Source organism: Marinimicrobium sp. C2-29, assembly GCF_038419845.1.
GTDB lineage: Bacteria > Pseudomonadota > Gammaproteobacteria > Pseudomonadales > Cellvibrionaceae > Marinimicrobium.
The window spans coordinates 277,667-294,358 of sequence record NZ_JBCAQT010000001.1; the positions used below are offsets into that span (position 1 = coordinate 277,667).

General features: G+C 61.8%; 18 protein-coding genes. 10 read left to right on the forward strand and 8 right to left on the reverse strand.

Annotation, left to right across the window (positions count from 1 at the left end; all coding sequences use genetic code 11):
- Positions 1-2: 2 nt before the first annotated feature.
- The 3 genes from AAE484_RS01225 to fnr all read right to left on the reverse strand — a co-directional run bounded on the left by AAE484_RS01225 (position 3) and on the right by fnr (position 1,834).
- Entirely contained in the window at positions 3-353 is a 351-nt protein-coding gene (locus AAE484_RS01225) for an ArsC family reductase (RefSeq protein ID WP_341936497.1), read from the reverse strand.
- Between the two features lie 97 nt (positions 354-450).
- Positions 451-1,044, reverse strand: coding sequence for a DUF4202 domain-containing protein (locus AAE484_RS01230; protein ID WP_341936498.1), 594 nt, complete (start codon positions 1,042-1,044; stop codon positions 451-453).
- Between the two features lie 49 nt (positions 1,045-1,093).
- Positions 1,094-1,834 (reverse strand): fumarate/nitrate reduction transcriptional regulator Fnr, encoded by a 741-nt coding sequence (gene fnr, locus AAE484_RS01235; protein WP_341936499.1) that lies wholly within the window; start codon positions 1,832-1,834, stop codon positions 1,094-1,096.
- 317 nt (positions 1,835-2,151) lie between these two features.
- Here fnr and cspE point away from each other — a divergent pair, with 317 nt between their 5' ends.
- Entirely contained in the window at positions 2,152-2,358 is a 207-nt protein-coding gene (gene cspE, locus AAE484_RS01240) for a transcription antiterminator/RNA stability regulator CspE (RefSeq protein WP_341936500.1), read from the forward strand.
- A gap of 442 nt (positions 2,359-2,800) precedes the next feature.
- Here the strand turns inward: cspE and AAE484_RS01245 are convergent, their stop codons facing one another.
- Complete coding sequence (locus tag AAE484_RS01245; RefSeq protein ID WP_341936501.1) at positions 2,801-3,610, reverse strand: glutaminyl-peptide cyclotransferase; 810 nt, start codon at positions 3,608-3,610, stop codon at positions 2,801-2,803.
- 53 nt (positions 3,611-3,663) lie between these two features.
- On the opposite strand from AAE484_RS01245, the gene AAE484_RS01250 reads away from it, so the two are divergent.
- The gene (locus AAE484_RS01250; protein WP_341936502.1) at positions 3,664-4,344 is read left to right on the forward strand and encodes a DUF502 domain-containing protein; all 681 of its coding nucleotides are present in this window, start codon (positions 3,664-3,666) and stop codon (positions 4,342-4,344) included.
- Positions 4,345-4,355: 11 nt separating this feature from the next.
- On the opposite strand, the gene mnmC is transcribed toward AAE484_RS01250, so the two are convergent.
- The 4 genes from mnmC to trmL form a co-directional block, all read right to left on the reverse strand.
- Positions 4,356-6,440, reverse strand: coding sequence for a bifunctional tRNA (5-methylaminomethyl-2-thiouridine)(34)-methyltransferase MnmD/FAD-dependent 5-carboxymethylaminomethyl-2-thiouridine(34) oxidoreductase MnmC (mnmC, locus tag AAE484_RS01255; RefSeq protein ID WP_341936503.1), 2,085 nt, complete (start codon positions 6,438-6,440; stop codon positions 4,356-4,358).
- The gene (gene fldB / locus AAE484_RS01260; protein ID WP_341936504.1) at positions 6,437-6,958 is read right to left on the reverse strand and encodes a flavodoxin FldB; all 522 of its coding nucleotides are present in this window, start codon (positions 6,956-6,958) and stop codon (positions 6,437-6,439) included. Before fldB ends, mnmC begins: the two co-directional genes overlap by 4 nt.
- Positions 6,955-7,422: a flavodoxin domain-containing protein gene (locus AAE484_RS01265; RefSeq protein ID WP_341936505.1), complete on the reverse strand. Its 468-nt coding sequence runs from the start codon at positions 7,420-7,422 to the stop codon at positions 6,955-6,957. Before AAE484_RS01265 ends, fldB begins: the two co-directional genes overlap by 4 nt.
- Positions 7,423-7,498: 76 nt before the next feature.
- Positions 7,499-7,966 carry a tRNA (uridine(34)/cytosine(34)/5-carboxymethylaminomethyluridine(34)-2'-O)-methyltransferase TrmL gene (trmL, locus tag AAE484_RS01270; protein ID WP_341936506.1) on the reverse strand — a complete coding sequence of 156 codons (468 nt, stop codon included), beginning with the start codon at positions 7,964-7,966 and terminating at the stop codon, positions 7,499-7,501.
- A gap of 80 nt (positions 7,967-8,046) precedes the next feature.
- Between trmL and AAE484_RS01275 the strand changes: the two genes are divergently transcribed.
- The 8 genes from AAE484_RS01275 to AAE484_RS01310 are packed head-to-tail and all read left to right on the forward strand — an operon-like array spanning position 8,047 to position 16,671.
- Complete coding sequence (locus AAE484_RS01275) at positions 8,047-9,012, forward strand: MSHA biogenesis protein MshI (protein ID WP_341936507.1); 966 nt, start codon at positions 8,047-8,049, stop codon at positions 9,010-9,012.
- Entirely contained in the window at positions 9,013-9,639 is a 627-nt protein-coding gene (locus AAE484_RS01280) for a hypothetical protein (protein WP_341936508.1), read from the forward strand.
- Positions 9,636-10,346, forward strand: coding sequence for an MSHA biogenesis protein MshJ (locus AAE484_RS01285; protein ID WP_341936509.1), 711 nt, complete (start codon positions 9,636-9,638; stop codon positions 10,344-10,346). The genes AAE484_RS01280 and AAE484_RS01285 overlap by 4 nt, the downstream gene beginning before the upstream one ends.
- Positions 10,339-10,671: a hypothetical protein gene (locus tag AAE484_RS01290; protein WP_341936510.1), complete on the forward strand. Its 333-nt coding sequence runs from the start codon at positions 10,339-10,341 to the stop codon at positions 10,669-10,671. The genes AAE484_RS01285 and AAE484_RS01290 overlap by 8 nt, the downstream gene beginning before the upstream one ends.
- 13 nt (positions 10,672-10,684) lie before the next feature.
- Entirely contained in the window at positions 10,685-12,457 is a 1,773-nt protein-coding gene (gene mshL, locus AAE484_RS01295) for a pilus (MSHA type) biogenesis protein MshL (RefSeq protein WP_341936511.1), read from the forward strand.
- A gap of 14 nt (positions 12,458-12,471) precedes the next feature.
- The gene (locus tag AAE484_RS01300) at positions 12,472-13,392 is read left to right on the forward strand and encodes an ExeA family protein (protein WP_341936512.1); all 921 of its coding nucleotides are present in this window, start codon (positions 12,472-12,474) and stop codon (positions 13,390-13,392) included.
- The gene (locus tag AAE484_RS01305; protein ID WP_341936513.1) at positions 13,389-14,939 is read left to right on the forward strand and encodes a tetratricopeptide repeat protein; all 1,551 of its coding nucleotides are present in this window, start codon (positions 13,389-13,391) and stop codon (positions 14,937-14,939) included. The genes AAE484_RS01300 and AAE484_RS01305 overlap by 4 nt, the downstream gene beginning before the upstream one ends.
- A gap of 1 nt (position 14,940) precedes the next feature.
- Entirely contained in the window at positions 14,941-16,671 is a 1,731-nt protein-coding gene (locus tag AAE484_RS01310; RefSeq protein WP_341936514.1) for a GspE/PulE family protein, read from the forward strand.
- Positions 16,672-16,692 lie beyond the last annotated feature (21 nt).

A 16,692-nucleotide genomic window follows, 5' to 3' on the forward strand; every position in this document is an offset into this window, starting at 1 on the left:
GATTAAAGGTTGAAAAGGTGTTGATAGTCGGCCGGTTTGAACCCCAGATGGCGGGACTCACCGATATCGAGCAGAGGGCGTTTGATCAGGGTGGGTTGCTCCAGCACCAGATCGGCGGCCTTGTCGGACGTCAGCCCGGCGCGGGTCGTCTCGTCCAGGGCCTTCCAGCTGGTGCTGCGCTTGTTGACCAGCGCCAGGCCCAGCTCATCCAGCCACTGCTCCACTTGCGCGCGACTGATGCCGTCCGTGCGGACGTCGTGAAAGCGGTACGCTATAGCGTTATCGTCCAGCCAGCGACGGGCTTTTTTCACGGTGTCGCAGTTTTTGATGCCGTAGAGAGTGATGTTGCCCATGGGTTCTGAATGCTCGTTGACAAAACCCGATATGGTACCAAAAAAGGGGGGCGAGCGCAGCAGGGGCGGCCAGTGGGCCGCTGCCTGGACTGCACCGTCAGGACAGGGCTTTGCCCACAAGTGCCTGCATGGGTGCCGACATCGGGAGCTTGAGCGCTGCCTCGTGACCTTGCGGCGACATCTTGCGCCAGGTCTTCTGGATGATGTCGATCAGTTTGGCTTCGTCGTGTTTCTGCGCGAAGCCATCCAGGTAGTGCCGGAGAAATACCAGACAGATGACATCTTCCAGCGTCTGCACTTCCGGGTCGCGCTTGAGATTGCGCTTGATCAACAGGTTCTGGACTCGCTCGATGCTCTCCGGGTCGTAGCCGTTTTGGGCCATGATTTCGCCCGCCACCCGGCCGTGAAAAAGCGCCAGCTCGCTGCGCCACTTTTTGTAGCCGGCGCGACCCTCCGGGTAGTCGCTGCGGGGACTTTCCCAGCGGCGAATGTGCTGACACCGGGCGGCCAACTGCAGGATCTCCGAGGCGTCGGGCGCGAACCGGGCCAGCTCCTCGCTCATACGCTGGCCGTAGAGCCATTCCTTGGGGTGATTCTCGCCATCGGCCCACTCAGTGTTGGGGTCCTCCCGGTTAGCGGCATCGAAGTCGGCCAGGGTCTGGGTCAGGCGTGTGTTGTCCGGTTGCGGCATGGAAAAACTCTGGAGTCTGGATGGGTTGACGGGTGGCCGAAACGTGCAGTCAATCGCTGTAGTTGGCCAATCGGCGCAGCTGGGACATGTCCAGTATCCGGATTTCCTTCTTGTTGACGGCCAGCACTTCCTGCTGTTGCAGGCGGCCAAAAACCCGGCTGATGGTTTCGATGGTCAGGCCCAGGAAGTTGCCGATATCAGTGCGGGACATGGGCAGGCGGAACTCGCTCGCCGAGAGTTTGCGCCGGCTGTTGCGCTTGGAGAAACTCAGCAGCAGCGCCGCGACCCGCTCTTCGGAATTGCTCTTGCTCAGCAGGGTGATCAGCTGCTGGTCCTGGGTGATTTCGCGGCTCAGGAGTTGGAAGACGTTGCGCTGCAGCGAAGGTATCTTGAGGCTCAGTTCCTCCATACGCTGGAAGGGAATCTCGCACACCGAGGCGGTTTCCAGTGCGACCACCGTGTTGGTGTAGCGGCTCTCGGCAATGCCGTCGAGACCCACCAGCTCGCCGGGCAAATAGAAGCCGGTAATCTGTTCCTGCCCGCGCTCGTCCAGGGTGGAGGCCTTGACCGTGCCCGAACGGATCGCGTAGAGCGACAGGAAGGGCTCATTGGCCCGGTACAGGTGCTCGCCTTTCTGCAGCGGTCGACCGCGCTGAACGATCTGGTTGAGCTGATCAACGTCTTCCAGATGGAGGCTCAGCGGCAGGCACAGGGTATTCAGCCGGCAGGTACCACAGGAGGCCTGCTGGTTGTGGTCGCATTGGTTTTCTTGGGTGCTGATCCTGATCATCTCGTCTTCCCAGCTGGCTGATCAGGCTATTGTTGCAGCTTTGGGGTAGCGGGTAAAGCGAGGTCTCAAGGGTGTTGTGGCTGGGGGTTTACATCCGGCAAAAAGCGGGTTTATAGTTGTTGTGCTGGCCAAACGCAGCATTATTTATGGTTACATCGTTGTCCTGGCAAGCCTTTCAGCCTGTCTTTAGAACCTCGTTTTGTTTGTCATAAGTAAGTGAAGACAGCCAGCGAGTCGCCATTGGGGCGGCGCGGGGATTTGCCCTGTCCGCCCGGTGGGAAATTATTATCTGCATTTGAAATGCTGGAGGTTTTGCTATGTCCAGAAGTACGGGTACTGTTAAGTGGTTCAATGAGTCCAAGGGCTTCGGGTTTATTGAGATGGAAGGCGGTAAGGATGTTTTTGTCCATTACAGCGCTATCTCCGGCTCGGGGTTCAAGACCCTGGCCGAGGGCCAGCAAGTAGAGTTCGACGTCAAAGATGGCCAGAAGGGCCCGCAGGCGGATAACGTGGTTGCGATGTAACCCCTGAACGCAAGCGTTCCTCAAAAAACCGCGCCCCGGCGCGGTTTTTTGTTTTTTGGCGATCCGCTTCCTTGTTGTGTCCGGGTCCGGCCCGCTCAGGGGTAAGGTCCTCCGCGCTCCGTAGAGCCCACCATCCGATCTCGTAGGGCGGATAAGCGTCAAGCGCATCCGCCACAAAGAGCATACATTTCCAACAATATTTCTGGAGAGCCCGGTTCTACAAGGCTCGTAGGACCGATTTGCGGTGGACTGTTCCAAGACCGTCAACCGCGGGACTAGTGTTGACGAGTTACAGGGATGTAGTTCACTCGCCACATCCATGTGGCTCGCCCTTCGGGCAGCCTTCGGCTGTGCTAATCGGCTATCCTGCCGATTAGTGCCACGTGTCTTGGAACAGTCCACCGCGAAGCGGGCCGGACGTTACGTCAGCACCGAAGGGTGACTACAACCCCGGCTCAAGCTCGAGAAAAAACAGCTTGGGCCAGTTCTTGCCGGTGACCCACAGGCCATTGCGCTCGGGGTCATAGGCAATGCCATTGAGCACCTGCTGGGAACCGCGCGGAGCCTCGCGCCGTACCAGGGCGCTCAGATCCAGCCGGCCCACCACCTCGCCGGACTCCGGATCAATCTGCACCAGACGATCCGATTGCCAGATATTGGCCCAGACATAGCCGTTGATGTATTCCAGCTCATTCAGCCGACTGACCGGCCGGCCCTCCTCGGTCACCGGCAGGCTGCGGATCAGGCTGAAATCATCCAGCCGATGAAAATGCAACTGGCTCGAGCCGTCCGTGCGGATCAGCTGTTCGCCGTCGTCGGTCAGGCCCCAGCCTTCTCCTGTATACTGACGGCGCTCCAGCAGCGCGAAAGTGTTCCGGTCAAACACGAACAGGGTGTTTTCCCGCCAGGTCAGCAGATACAGCTTATTGTCCACGTCGGTCAGGCCCTCGGCGAAGTACTCATCCGCCAGTGCTTCTTCCTGGTCTGGCACCCGGCCATCCTGGCGGTACCGGACCAGACGCGACTGGCCGTAGCGCCCGCCGCTCTCGTAGAATTGCCCGCCGTGCAGGAGCAGCCCCTGGGTAAACAGGGTGGTATCGTGCGGCCGGTCTTCCACAAGGCGGTAGTCGTAGTCGGTGGGGGCCTCCGCACCGGCACAGGCGGCGAGGAGGAAGCTGCTCAGCGCCAGGGGGGCGACAAGCCGGCGGGTAAAAAGGCCTGGGAAAAAGGGTACGGATAGAGAACGGCTCATGAACTCAACACTCGGTCATCGGGTGTCCCATGGTAATCAATAGGTAGGCATTAATGAAACGTTGGCAGTCATATATTGGCCTGACACTGCTGGGCGGCTTGATCGTCGCGCTCCCGATTGCGATCTTCATCCTGCTGCTGCAATGGCTTCTGGGCCTGATCACAGGGATCATTTCACCGCTGAGCAACTGGCTGGCAAGCTGGATGCCGCTGGCCGGCATCGTGTCCGACCTGTTGGGAATGATCCTGGTGCTGGGCGCTTTTTTTCTGGTGGGGCTGGCGGTCAAGACCAGCGTGGGCCGCTGGTTGCACACCTATATTGATCAATGGCTCACACGCTTTGCGCCGGGTTACAGCACCATCCGCGAAGTGGTCATGCAGTTCATGGGCGGCGACAACAACACCTCACTGCTGCGCGGTCAGGTGTGCCGGGCCTACATCATGGGGCGACAGAGCCCGGTGTCGGTGACCGCGATCGTGACAGCGCGACACAGTAATGGTGATTGCACCGTCTACGTGCCCACCGCGCCCATTCCCTCCTCGGGGTTTGTCTATCATCTGGGGGAAGACTGCGTGGAACTGTTGCCGCATATCAGCGTGGAAGCGGCGATGCGCACAGTGATCTCCTGTGGCAGCGGCTCGCAGATCATCAGCGAGCGGCCCGAGGAAAAGCCGGTGGAGGAGCCGAAGAAAGAACCGGTGGAAGCGCAGGCCCCGCGCCAGAGCGGCGGGTGATCGGCTGGCGCTCAGACCCGTTTGCGCATCAGATCCCGGATCAGAAAGCGCCCCGGGTGCAGTGCTTCGGTCAAGGTTCGGCCCAGGGGCGAGGGTTCGCCGGTAATATGGGCAGCCAGTAACTCCGCGCTCAGCGGGGTGTACGCCAGCCCCCGGGAGCCGTGCCCGACATTGACGAACAGTCCGGGCCAGTAGCGCCCGGCGCGGGGTATGTCCAGCCGGGCATCCTTGCGCAGCGAAGCGAAATCCTCCAGAAACGCCTCCCGGTCGGGCACCGGACCCACCAGCGGCAGATAATCCGGGGTGGCACAGCGAAAGGCCACGCGCCCGGAGACCGCCTCGGCTCTCTGGTCCCTGAACAGTCCGGCAATCTCGGGTCCGAACTGCGCCAGCGTCTCCAGGTTGGTCTGATGGTCGCTCACCCGGGGTTCGGGCTCGGGATCGTTGAGGTTGAAGGTGGCGCCCACGCAGTGTGTTCCGCTGTGAGCGGGCGCCAGATAGCCCTCGGCACAGAGCGCCACCTGTAAGCGCTCACTCTCGATGCTGGCGGGCAGCTCCGTGACCTGGCCGCGAATGGCCTTGAGCGGCAATGCCCCGGTCGGCTCGAATTGCGTCACCGAGCGAGCGTTGGCCAGAACCGCGATCGGCGCTTCAGCCAGCCTCTGCCCGGCGCCGTCCAGTGCGTGCCAGGTTTCCTTCTCATAAGTGAGCTGAGCGACTTCCGTCCCCGACCCGACGTCGATATTGGGGTGATCGACCAGTGCCCGGCATACAGCCGCCGGATCGAGCCAGCCGGCGCGTGGAAAATAGAGCCCGGAGTGGGGCAGGGGCAGGCCCGCCAACTGGCTGGCCTCCTCGGGCGTGACGGCCCTGGCCAGTTCATCGCTTGTCAGAGTCCGGGCAATCTGGTGTTGCGTGGTTTCTGCCGCCTGGCTCTGTGCCAGCTGCAGCACGCCGCAGGCGGCCCCGAATTCCGCCCCTTTTTGCCAAAACGGCCGATAGTGGTTCTGGGCATAGATCAGGCTGAGTGTGTTAAAACTCGCCGCGGGCGATGGCTTGGGTGAGAGTTTGGCGTAGAGCAGCCCTTGCGGGTTGCCCGAGGCTTCACTGGCCACCCGGGGGTGGCGCTCCAGCAGCGCCACCAGCCAGCCGCGCTCGGCCAGCGCCCGGGCGGAATGGCAGCCGGCCAGTCCGCCGCCAATCACCAGGGCCCGGCGAGTGGCGGGCGTCACCGGTCGGTCCACCAGCGGCCAGGGCAGGGGCGGGCGGCCGTGCCAGCGGTAGGGCGAGGCAGACTCGTCCGGTTTCGTGGTGGGCGGCTGGTAGCGGGCGCTCAGCATTTCCCGCTTGAGCCCAAAGCCGGAATGCTTGGTGGTGGTAAACCCGGCCTGTTCCAGACCGCGGCGAACGGTGCCGGCCGAGGTGAAGGTCGCGAGCGTGGTGCCGGTATGGCTGAGATTGGCCAGGGTTTCAAACAGCGCCTGAGTCCAGATTCCGGGATTGCGGGCGGGCGTAAACCCGTCCAGAAACCAGGCATCGATTTTGGGGCCCCGGTCTTTGAAATCGGGGTGGGCGCTGGGGAGTAACTGGTCCAGACCGGTACTGGCGTCATCAAAAATCAATGTCAGGCGCACCCGGCCCGAGTCGAGGTTCAGCCGGTGGAAACCCGGACCGGCCAGAGGCGGATAAACGGCCAGTAGCGCCTGAGCCAGCGGGGCCAGCTCGGGCCAGAGAGCCAGGGTGCGTTCCAGGTCGGCCCGGGTAAAGGGGTGCTTCTCGACGCTGATGTAGTGCAACTCGGCCCCGGCCGGTGCCGTCTGCTGCCAGAGCTGCCAGGTGGTGAGAAAATTACGGCCGCTGCCGAACCCGGTTTCGCCCAGAGTGAAACGGGCGGCTCGGCCCGGCGTGGGGGTCAGTGCGGCAAAGCGCTCCGCCAACCGGTTGGGTTGCAGGAAGACATGCCGGGTCTCGGCCGGACCATCGACGCTGGAGAAGTAAAAATCATCAAACAGGGCGGAGTAGGGCTGCCCGCCTTCAATCCAGTCAAGTTCGGCGGGTTGGATGACGTGCTCGGTGGGCTCGCCCCGGTCGGTCACAGACCGAACTCCCGCTCCAGCTGCTGGCACCACTGGGCGATGCGCTCATCGGTCAGGTCGAACTCGTTCTCTTCATCCAGCGCCAGGCCCACAAACTGCTCGCCATCCTCGGTCAGCGCTTTGGACGCTTCGAACTCGTAGCCCCGGTTGGGCCAGTAGCCGCAGGGGCGCCCGCCCCGGGCGAGCAGCTGGCTGTGCAGATAGCCCATGGCGTCGAGAAACCACTCGGGGTAGCCGACCTGATCGCCCAGGCCGTAGAGGGCGAACGCTTTGCCGGTCAGGTCCAGATCTTCCAGGTCTTCCCAGATCTCTTCCCAGTCTTCCTGCAGTTCGCCGTAGTCCCAGGTGGGAATGCCGAAAATCAGGTAATCGTAGAATTGCGCTTCAATCAGCGGGGTGTCGGCAATATTGAAGAAGTCGACACGCGCCTCTCCCAGCACCTCGCGGATTTTCTCGCCGGTCATCTCGGTGTAGCAGGTGGAACTGCCGTAAAACAGGCCAATGGGCGCGCGGCTCATAACGGGGGAGTCTCCGGTAGACGGGGTAGCCAATGCTCGGATAGCCAATGCTGGGCCAGCACCTCCGGGTCTTCGCCGGTGCTGGCGTCCAGAACCAGGGGTTCGCCCAGGCGCTTTGCCCCCAGGTCTTCCAGGGCTTCGTCCAGGGCCTGGCCGGCCTCACCAAAGGTGGCGTAGCTGCTGTCGCCCAGATTGATGATGCCATAGAGGCGCCCGGCGATGGCGGGGAATTCCCGGTTGATCTGGTGGTATAACGGCTGGAGGTTGTCGGGCAGGTCACCCGAGCCGGTGTTGGCGGTACAGATCAGCAGAATTTCCTCCGGTGCCCGCACCAGGTCTTCCACCTGAGCGGCGGTATTGATGGAGGTGGTGTGGCCGTCGGCTTCCAGCGCGTCGGCCACCACCTTGGCCACGCCTTCGGCCGTACCGGTGACGCTACCGACCAGAATCTGAATCTGACTCATGACAAACCCTTTATTGCGGCCCACAATTGCGAAAACGCGGATGATACCAGCCCCGGCGGTGCGATCACCAGACGTCTTACCATACGCTGCCAGCGTAGTCCTGCTGGCGCCAGGCCTCATAGACAACCACTGAAACCGCGTTGGAGAGGTTCATGCTGCGGCTGTCGGGGCCCATGGGAATACGCAGGAGCTGGTCGGGCGGCAAGGCGTCGCGCAAATCCTGGGGTAGCCCCCGGGTTTCCGGGCCGAACAACAGGTAATCCCCGGGGCGAAAGCTCACGTCACTGTGATACCGACGGCCTTTGGTGCTCAGACCGAACAGTCGTTCGGGTTGGCACTGTTCGAGAAAGTCTGACCAGTCACGGTAGGTCTTCAGGTCGCGCCACTCGCCGTAATCCAGGCCGGCGCGGCGCAGGCGTTTGTCGTCAAGGGCAAAGCCCAGGGGTTCAATCAGGTGCAGCTGGCAGCCTGTATTGGCCGCCAAACGGATGATATTCCCGGTGTTCGGTGGTATTTCGGGTTCGAAGAGAACAATATGGAACATTGGTTTTTGACCAGATTGGTGTATTATTGGGCACAATTAAAGTTTCGGACAATAATACAGGAAGCCCAGGTGGCGTACCTTTGACTTTTTTCCGCAAGAATCCATCCAGAGAAGGCATTGTTGGCGTCCAATTCAACGTCGACGGGATCGCTCTCGCCCAGGTTTTACCGCCCGCCCCCGAGCTTTCAGACCATTCAGCTGATGAATCCCAGGCTCCAGTTCCCGAAGTCCGGCACTGCGAGTGGCTGCCCGAGAGCGATGCAGCCCGCCAGCCGGCACTGCTGGAGGACCGGGTTGACGCCCTGGGGCTGAAGCGCAAACCCTGCAATCTGGTGCTCAGCCCCGAGGAATACAATCTTCTGCTGGTGGAGGCCCCCTCTGTGCCCGCCAGTGAGCTGCGGGACGCGCTGCGCTGGCGTATCCGGGACCTGATTGATTTTCCGGTGGATGAGGCGGTGCTCGATGCGTTTCTGCTGCCCGAGGATCGGGCCCGCGGTGGCAAGCGCATGGCCTATGTGGCCGTGACCCGTCGTGCTTTGATTCGTTCGCGGGTGGAGCAGATTGAGGAGATGCGGATGGAGCTGCGCGCCATTGATATACCCGAAATGGCGCGCCGTAACCTGATGATGCATCTGTGCGACACGTCGCGCGGAGCGGCACTGGTCAAACTCAGCGCCGGTGCCGGCACTCTGCATATTGTACGGGGTGACGATCTGCACCTGGCGCGTCGCTTTCAGTTGCCCTATGGCGCCGGCCTGCTGGACGATCTGCCAAGCGATGTTCTGGTTCTGGAGATACAGCGCTCATTGGATTATTTTGAGCGCCAGATGCGCCAGCCGCCGCCGGGCCACATCTATCTGGTCGGTGAAAATGTGACTGAGGACAAGTTGACCGACACTCTCACCCAGGGATTGCCCATGGGGGTGTCTCTGCTGGAGCTGAGCTCCGGTCTGGCTCTGTCTGAAAAAGTGCAGGATCACACCCTGCCTTTGTGTCTGGATGCACTGGGTGCCGCCCTGCGCTCATCCGAAACGGGAGCGCGATGAATGCAGCAGGTCAACCTCTACCTCCCCGAATTTCATCCACGCCGAGAGCCGCTCAGCGCCCGCCATATGGGCGCGGCCGTGCTGGCGGCGTTGATCATTATGGTGCTCTGGTCTCTGTGGAGTGCGTCGCGCACCGGGCAGCTTGAGAGCCAGCTGGAGACCGAGCGGGCGGAGCTGCAGACCGTGCAGGCCCAGGTTCAGGAGCTGACCGCGCGATTGCCAGCGCGTCGGGGTGACAGTGTGGAAGAGCAGGTGGCCAGACTGCGCGACGAAGTGCGCCGCCGCGAGCAGATACTGCGTCTGATCACGCGGCAGAATCTGGGCAATGCCGAGGGGTTCTCCCGCCAGCTCCAGACCCTGGCCCGCCAGTCGATGGAGGATCTGGCATTGGAGCGCATTTCACTGCTCTCCGGAGGTAACTACGCCGAACTGTCGGGGCGGGTGCGGCAGCCGGAGCTGGTGCCGGTTTACCTGCAGCGACTGCGTAGCGAGCAGAGTTTTGCCCGGGTAGGATTCGGGGTGCTGAATGTGGCCAGGGAGCCGGATGATCGCGGACCGGGCCTGACCTTCAGCGTCCAGCGCGCCGATCGGGAGTCTTCGGGGCAACGGTCGGGAGACTCGCCATGAACGATCAGATCACGCTGAGAACCCGGTGGGAGCAGGGTATCGAACGCCTGGAGGCCTACTCTTTGCGCGAGCGGGTGCTGCTGTTGTTGTGCGTGCTGGCGATCCTGATTGGTGCCTGGCAGCTGCTGTTTGAAATGCCCCGCGAGCAACGGCGCGAGCAGATTGAGCAGCAACGCGAGACGGTGGCCAACGACATTGAAAACCAGCGGGCCCAGCTCGAAGCGCTGTCCAGCGTGGAAGACGGTGGATCCCCCAGTGGCGAGCTCAAGGCGCTGGAAGAAAGGGTGGCCGAGCTGGACGAGAGTCTGGCGAGCCTGTCCCAGGGCCTGGTCAGCGCCGAACAGCTGCCGGAAATTCTGCAGGAGGTGCTGGTTTCCACCACCGAGCTGAAGTTACGTCGGCTGCGCACGCTGCCGGTGGAAGAGCTTCGTCTGTCGGCTCCGGCGAATGAGACCGAAGCCAATGACACGGCCGGCGCTGACGAGAGCGAAACAAATCCACAGGCCACTGGCGTTTATCGCCACAGCGTCGAACTGGAGGTGGCAGGTGATTACTTTGAGGTGTTGAGCTTTCTGCAGCGGCTCGAATCGCTGCCCTGGCGGTTTTACTGGGACCGGCTGGAGTACGAGGTCTCCGGTTATCCTCTGGGTGAAATCCGCCTGCGGGTTTATACCCTGAGTGCAGAGGAGGGATTGCTCGGTGTCTAGAGTCGCAGTGGTACTACTCATTAATCTGCTTTTGTCGGGCGTTGTCCTGGCCCAGGATCTGCGCGACCCCACCCGCCCTCTGAATTACAACCCGGGGGGCGCCAGCGTCGAGTTGGAGCTGAATGCCATTCTGGTGGGGGAGGGGCGACGGCTGGCGGTCATCAACGGACAGCAGTTGCGAGAAAATGAAACGGTGGCGAACTCCGGCGGTATTCGTCTGCAGCGCATCGACGCCCGTTCGGTGGTGATGGCGCAGGATGGTAAAACCTGGCGTCTGTCACTGGCGGGCCAATCCATCCGACAGTCCCGGTCTACGGAAAATTGAGGTCAGAATCACTATGCGCAAGCATTCAAAGTTGAACGGGCGAAGCCTGGGCGTTGGACGCCTCGGCGCGCTGACGTTGGCGGCACTACTGATTGCCGGCTGTGTGGGACCCCGCGACCAGAACCTTAGAGCCGAGCAGGAGATGGAGTCGGTCGCCCGGGAGCAGCAGCAACGCTCTGAAGCGGTGCCCGAGGAGGTGAATGATGCCCTGATGCCAGAGCGGCGAGCCCGTGCGGATGAACCGCCGGCCGAAGAGCGCTTTGATATCTCCGTGCGCAATGTTCCGGCGAAAACCTTTTTCCTGGGTCTGGTGGAAGATACCGATACCAATGTGGTCGTTCACCCGGATGTGAGTGGCTCCATCTCCCTGGACCTGAAGCGGGTGACGGTCAAAGACGTGCTGGAAGTGACGCGCGATATTTACGGTTACGAGTATCAGCGCAACGGCAATATTTATACGGTCTACGCCAATGAACTGCGCACCCAGGTCTTTCACATTGACTACCTCGATGTTCAGCGGGTGGGCGTCTCCGATACCAATCTGTCGCTGGGCCAGTCGGAGTCATCGGGGAGTAATAACCGCCGAGGCGGCAGTCAGAATCGCAACAGTGGCGGCGGTGGGGCCGATACCGCCAACCTGCTCAATATGTTGGGCGGTGAGGACGAGGGTTCCGGCAACAGTTCGGAGCTGACACCGGGCGCGCGGGTACAGACACTCAATCGCACTGATTTTTGGCGATCACTCAAGCAGTCGGTCTCGGCCATCGTCGGGGGCGAGGAAGGCGAGCGCATGGTAATGGTCAGCCCCCAGGCGGGCATGGTCGTGGTCAAGGCCATGCCCCACGAGCTGAACTCGGTGCGCGACTTTCTCGAGCGCTCCGAGCTGAGCATCAAGCGCCAGGTGATTCTGGAAGCCAAAATTCTCGAAGTGCGCCTGAGCGAAGGCTTTGAGTCGGGCATCAACTGGGGCGCGATCAGTGGCCAACTCCAGCACGACTACCAGGACGGTCGTGTCACCGACTTTACCGATACCACCACCATCAATCGCGACCGGAGTGGCATCACTTCGGCTCAGCGCTCCACGGTCGATCTGTTGGAGGAAGGTACCAGCAATATTTTCTCTTCGATTCTGCGTGTGGGCGATATTTCCGATCTGCTCTCGCTGCTGGAAACCCAGGGCAGCGTGCAGGTGCTCTCAAGCCCGCGAGTCTCAACAGTCAACAATCAGAAAGCGCTGATTCGGGTGGGCTCGGACGAGTATTTCATTACCGGTATCTCGAGTAACACCACCTCCAATGTCACCTCGGTAACCAGCACGCCCAACATTGAACTGTCATCCTTCTTCAGTGGCATCGCCCTGGACGTCACGCCGCAGATCGCCGAAGAGGGCGATGTCATTCTGCACATCCATCCGGTAGTGAGCGAAGTCAACGATCAGTTGAAAGTGTTCACCATTGGCGATGAACAGTTTTCCCTGCCCCTGGCACAGCGCGGCATTCGCGAGTCCGACAGCATCGTCCGCGCGCGCAGTGGTCAGGTGGTGGTGCTGGGTGGCCTGATGCAGGAAGACACCCGCGACAGCGACGGCAAACGTCCCTTTCTGGGCGATATCCCTCTGATCAAGGGCCTGTTCAAAACCGAAGGCCGCAGTCGACAGAAAACCGAGCTGGTGATTCTGTTACGCCCGCTGGTGGTGGACGAAGACACCTGGCAGAGCGAACTCGAAGGCAGCCGGGAGCGAATGGGGAACATGGGCGACGGCTATCGTGACCTTTGGGATCAATAGCGCGGGGCGCGGTCATGTACCAGCACCATTTTGGTTTGCGCGAGATGCCGTTCTCTCTCACTCCGGACACCCAGTTCTTTTTTGACAGTGCGGGGCACCGGGAGGTATTCAATACCCTGGTGCTTGCCCTGCGTCACAGCGAAGGCTTCATCAAAATTGTGGGTGAAGTGGGAACCGGCAAAACCCTGTTGTGCCGCAAGCTGCTCGCCAGCCTGGGGCCGGAGTTCATCAGCGCCTATATTCCCAATCCCTATCTCACGCCGGAAGAATTGAAAGGCTTTCTTGCCCAGGAAATCGGCGTCGTACCCGAGCCGGGCACACCCGCTTATCAGTTACTCAATGATATCTACCGCCGGCTGTTGGAACTCGCCGAGCAGAAGCGTCGGGTAGTGCTGGTGGTGGATGAGGCCCAGGCCATGCCGCGGGAAACCATCGAGGCGCTGCGTCTGCTGACCAATCTGGAAACGGAGAAAAGCAAACTGCTGCAGGTGGTGCTGCTGGGTCAGCCGGAGCTGGATGATATTCTCAACCGGGCCGATCTGCGGCAACTGAAGCAACGCATCGTGTTCTCCGAAACACTGCGCAGCATCGATCGAAAAACCCTGCCGGATTATCTCGCTTTTCGCATGCAGTCGGCCGGTCATCGCGGCGCCTCACCGTTTTCGGCCGGTGCCTGCGGCCTCCTGTACCGGGCCTCGGGCGGCGTGCCGCGACTGATCAACATCATGGCGCACAAGTCGCTTCTGGCCGCCTATGGACAGGGTCAGAAACGGGTGGGTCACGGGTCGATGGCCAAAGCCGTTCTGGATACGCCGGAGAGTCGGGTTACCGGCCGTTGGCTGGCGCACCGACAGTACTGGCTCTGGCCATTGCTGGCCGGCGTTTCGGCACTGGCACTGGCGGGTGTGCCGCACTGGCTGGGAGTCAGCCTGTGAGCCTGATCAACGACATGCTGCGGGATCTGGATCGACGCGGTCAGCGTAAGCCCGAGTCGGATTCGCTCGGTAAACACGAGAGCGACACCGGTTATATGCACTCCTCTCTGGCACAGCCCGAGCGACGGGTCTGGTGGCCGGCGGCGCTGGCATTTGTCGTGGCGATTCTGCTGGCCTGGTTTGGCTGGAGCTGGCTGCTGGCCGGTGATAGTGATCCGGGCCCGAACGAGCCCATCGCGGACAATACCGAGACGGGTGAAGCCGAGGTTTCGGGGGCGCAGCTCCATGAGCAGGCAAAGCTTGAGCAGGAATTGATGCCTGCGCCCGCTGCCAATGGAGAACCCGGTTTGTCTTTAAGCGGAAGGGAGCCTTCCAGCGCAAGAGAGCCTTCCAGCGCAAGAGAGCCCTCCAGCGCAAGAGAGCCCTCCAGCGCAAAAGAGCCTTCCAGCGGACAAGAGCCCGCCAGCGAGCCCCCGGCCGAATTCGAGCAACGGGCGCAGACTGAGGCGGACATCGCGGCTCTGTTGGCATCGGCCGAACGAGCGCGCCAGCGGGATCGCCTGACCCGGCCGGCGGATGACAATGCCTACGATTATTACCAGCAGGTTCTGGCGCTGGAGCCGGGACAAGCCCAGGCCACCGCCGGACTGGTGGCCATTGCCCGACGCTACCGCGAGCTGGCCGAAGCGGCCATGGATGACGATGACCTGAGTCGTGCGCGCCGGTTCGTGCAACGGGCCCGTTCGGTGCATCCCGAAGTGTCGGGTCTGGACGTGAGTATTGAACGATTGCAGAACCTGAGTGCGACCCGGGAGGAAGCGCCAGCGGAGCCGGAAGTGTCCGATTCCTCACCCCGGACCGAAACGGCGGGAGCGTCAACCGCCGATGACGAATCGAGTATCGACGTCCGTCTCGATCTGCGCTCGCGCGATCGGCGCGCCGCCCGGCGGGCCAGGCAGTTGTGGCAGAGCGGCGATCAGGCCGGTGCGCGGGCGGAGCTGGAACAATCCCTGGCGGCACTGACCGACGAGGCTCAGGCACAGGCCGATCCGGAGGCGACCGGTCCGGTGGAAACGGCGAGCCTGCTGGTCGAGCTATACCTGGAAGCCGGCGAGGCTGATCGGGCCCGCGCGCTGGTGACCGGGCCGGATTACTGGCCCGCCGTTGAAAGAGCCCGGCAACTGGCGAGTATTGCGGTGCACCAGGGCGAGCCGGAGCGGGCGATCGGGTATCTGGAGTCCGAGCTCGACAGTGCCGCAGACGATCAACACTACCGGGCCCAGTTGGCCCGACTCTACTATGCTCAAGGGCAGCACGGCCGCGCCGTTGAAAGCTATCAGGCACTGCTGTCCGACTTCGGTCAGCGGCCCGCCTACTGGCTCGGGCTCGGGCTGGCCCGGGATGCGCGCGATGAATCCGGGCTGGCCCTGACGGCCCTTCGGCGCGCGCAACAGAGCGGCGCCTACGGGCGTGACTCGTCCGTCGGCCAGTATCTCGAACGCCGCATCGCCGCACTTTCGCGACAGATCAATGCGCAGGAACCCTGAAATGAACAGTCAAACGGCAAGCAAACGTATCCGTATCGGGGATCTGCTGGTCAGCCAGCAGATGATCACCGACCAGCAGCTGAGTCATGCCCTGGAAGAGCAGAAACTCAGCGGCCGCAAGCTCGGCAACACCCTGGTGGACCTGGGGTATGTGGATGAGAATGCGCTGCTCAACCTGCTCTCGGATCAGCTCAACATTCCCTTTGTCGAGCTCAAACAATACCGGTTTGATCAGGAACTGATTCGACAGCTACCGGAAACCAGCGCCCGTCGCTACCGGGTGATTCCGCTGCGCGAGGATGAAGACGGTCTGCTGCTGGGCATGGCCGACCCCACCGACATTTTCTGCCTGGATGAACTGGAGCGGCAGCTCAAAAAGAACATCAAGCCGGCGGTGGTGCGCGAAGCCGAGCTGCTGGATGTGCTCGATATCGCCTATAGCCAGGCCAGCCAGATTGCCTCACTGGCCGAGGAACTGGATGAGGAGCTGGAAAGCACCGCCATTGATCTGACCGACTTTGCCGCCGAAGCCACCGACAGCGACGCACCGGTGGTCAAGTTGCTCCAGAAGATTTTTGAAGAGGCCATTACCGCCAAGGCGTCGGACATTCACATCGAGCCGGATGAAACTGTACTGCGCATCCGCAACCGGATCGACGGCGTGTTGCTGGAACAGGTGATGAATGAAAAGCGCATTGCGCCCGCCGTGGTGGTGCGCCTGAAGCTGATGTCGGGCCTGGACATCTCGGAGAAGCGCAAGCCTCAGGACGGGCGCTTCAACCTCAAGGTGAAGGGCCGCAACATCGACGTGCGGGTCTCCACCATGCCGGTGCAGTTTGGCGAATCGGTGGTCATGCGACTGCTCGATCATACCGACGGGGTTCTGCCGCTGGGCAAGGTGGGGATGCCCCTTGCCCTGGTCGAACGGTTTCGCCGCATCATTGCCCGTCCCCACGGCCTGGTGCTGGTCACCGGCCCGACCGGCAGCGGTAAGACCACGACACTCTACGGGGCGCTCTCGGAACTGAACAAGCCGGAAAAGAAAATCATCACGGTCGAGGATCCGGTGGAATACCGCCTGCCGCGCATCAACCAGGTGCAGCTGCATGAACGGATCGGTTTGACCTTTGGCAGCGTGCTGCGCGCCGCCCTGCGTCAGGACCCGGATATCCTGCTGGTGGGTGAGGTGCGCGACGCCGAGTCCGCGGAAATTGCCCTGCGCGCCGCCATGACCGGCCACTTGGTCCTGTCCACCCTGCACACCAACGACGCCCTGACCTCGGCTCTGCGCCTGATCGATATGGGCGTGGATTCCTACCTGGTGGCGACGGCGCTCAAGGCGATTGTGGCGCAGCGCTTGCTACGTAAAATCTGTACCAGCTGTATCCAGAACCACGAGCCCGATGCCAGTGAGCGGCAGCTGCTGGCGTCCATCGGCCAGGGGCGGGATCTCGCTGATGTGCAGTTCAAACAGGGCGCGGGCTGCCCGCACTGCCACAATACCGGCTATCGTGGCCGGATCGGTGTGTTCGAGCTGCTGGAAGTGAACTCGGCCATGGCCGAAGCGCTGCGCGACAACAGCCTGAATCGCTTTACCGAGGCGGCCCAGTCCAGCAACAACTATCGGCCCTTGAGCCACGCGGCGCTGGATTATGCGATTGAGGGGGTGTCGACACTGGAAGAGGTCATGAAAGTGTCGGCCCAGATTGAAGACGAAAGCGAGATGCTGTAACCGACCCGGGCGAACCGAACG

Excerpts from the sequence above, each read along its gene's own strand:
- AAE484_RS01225 (WP_341936497.1), bottom strand. The coding sequence starts at position 353 with ATGGGCAACATCACTCTCTACGGCATCAAAAACTGCGACACCGTGAAA.
- fldB (WP_341936504.1), bottom strand. The coding sequence starts at position 6,958 with ATGAGCCGCGCGCCCATTGGCCTGTTTTACGGCAGTTCCACCTGCTAC.
- AAE484_RS01280 (WP_341936508.1), top strand. The coding sequence starts at position 9,013 with ATGCAGCAGGTCAACCTCTACCTCCCCGAATTTCATCCACGCCGAGAG.
- AAE484_RS01300 (WP_341936512.1), top strand. The coding sequence starts at position 12,472 with ATGTACCAGCACCATTTTGGTTTGCGCGAGATGCCGTTCTCTCTCACT.
- fnr (WP_341936499.1), bottom strand. The coding sequence starts at position 1,834 with ATGATCAGGATCAGCACCCAAGAAAACCAATGCGACCACAACCAGCAG.
- AAE484_RS01245 (WP_341936501.1), bottom strand. The coding sequence starts at position 3,610 with ATGAGCCGTTCTCTATCCGTACCCTTTTTCCCAGGCCTTTTTACCCGC.
- AAE484_RS01310 (WP_341936514.1), top strand. The coding sequence starts at position 14,941 with ATGAACAGTCAAACGGCAAGCAAACGTATCCGTATCGGGGATCTGCTG.
- cspE (WP_341936500.1), top strand. The coding sequence starts at position 2,152 with ATGTCCAGAAGTACGGGTACTGTTAAGTGGTTCAATGAGTCCAAGGGC.
- AAE484_RS01250 (WP_341936502.1), top strand. The coding sequence starts at position 3,664 with ATGAAACGTTGGCAGTCATATATTGGCCTGACACTGCTGGGCGGCTTG.
- mshL (WP_341936511.1), top strand. The coding sequence starts at position 10,685 with ATGCGCAAGCATTCAAAGTTGAACGGGCGAAGCCTGGGCGTTGGACGC.
- AAE484_RS01265 (WP_341936505.1), bottom strand. The coding sequence starts at position 7,422 with ATGAGTCAGATTCAGATTCTGGTCGGTAGCGTCACCGGTACGGCCGAA.
- AAE484_RS01230 (WP_341936498.1), bottom strand. The coding sequence starts at position 1,044 with ATGCCGCAACCGGACAACACACGCCTGACCCAGACCCTGGCCGACTTC.
- trmL (WP_341936506.1), bottom strand. The coding sequence starts at position 7,966 with ATGTTCCATATTGTTCTCTTCGAACCCGAAATACCACCGAACACCGGG.
- AAE484_RS01285 (WP_341936509.1), top strand. The coding sequence starts at position 9,636 with ATGAACGATCAGATCACGCTGAGAACCCGGTGGGAGCAGGGTATCGAA.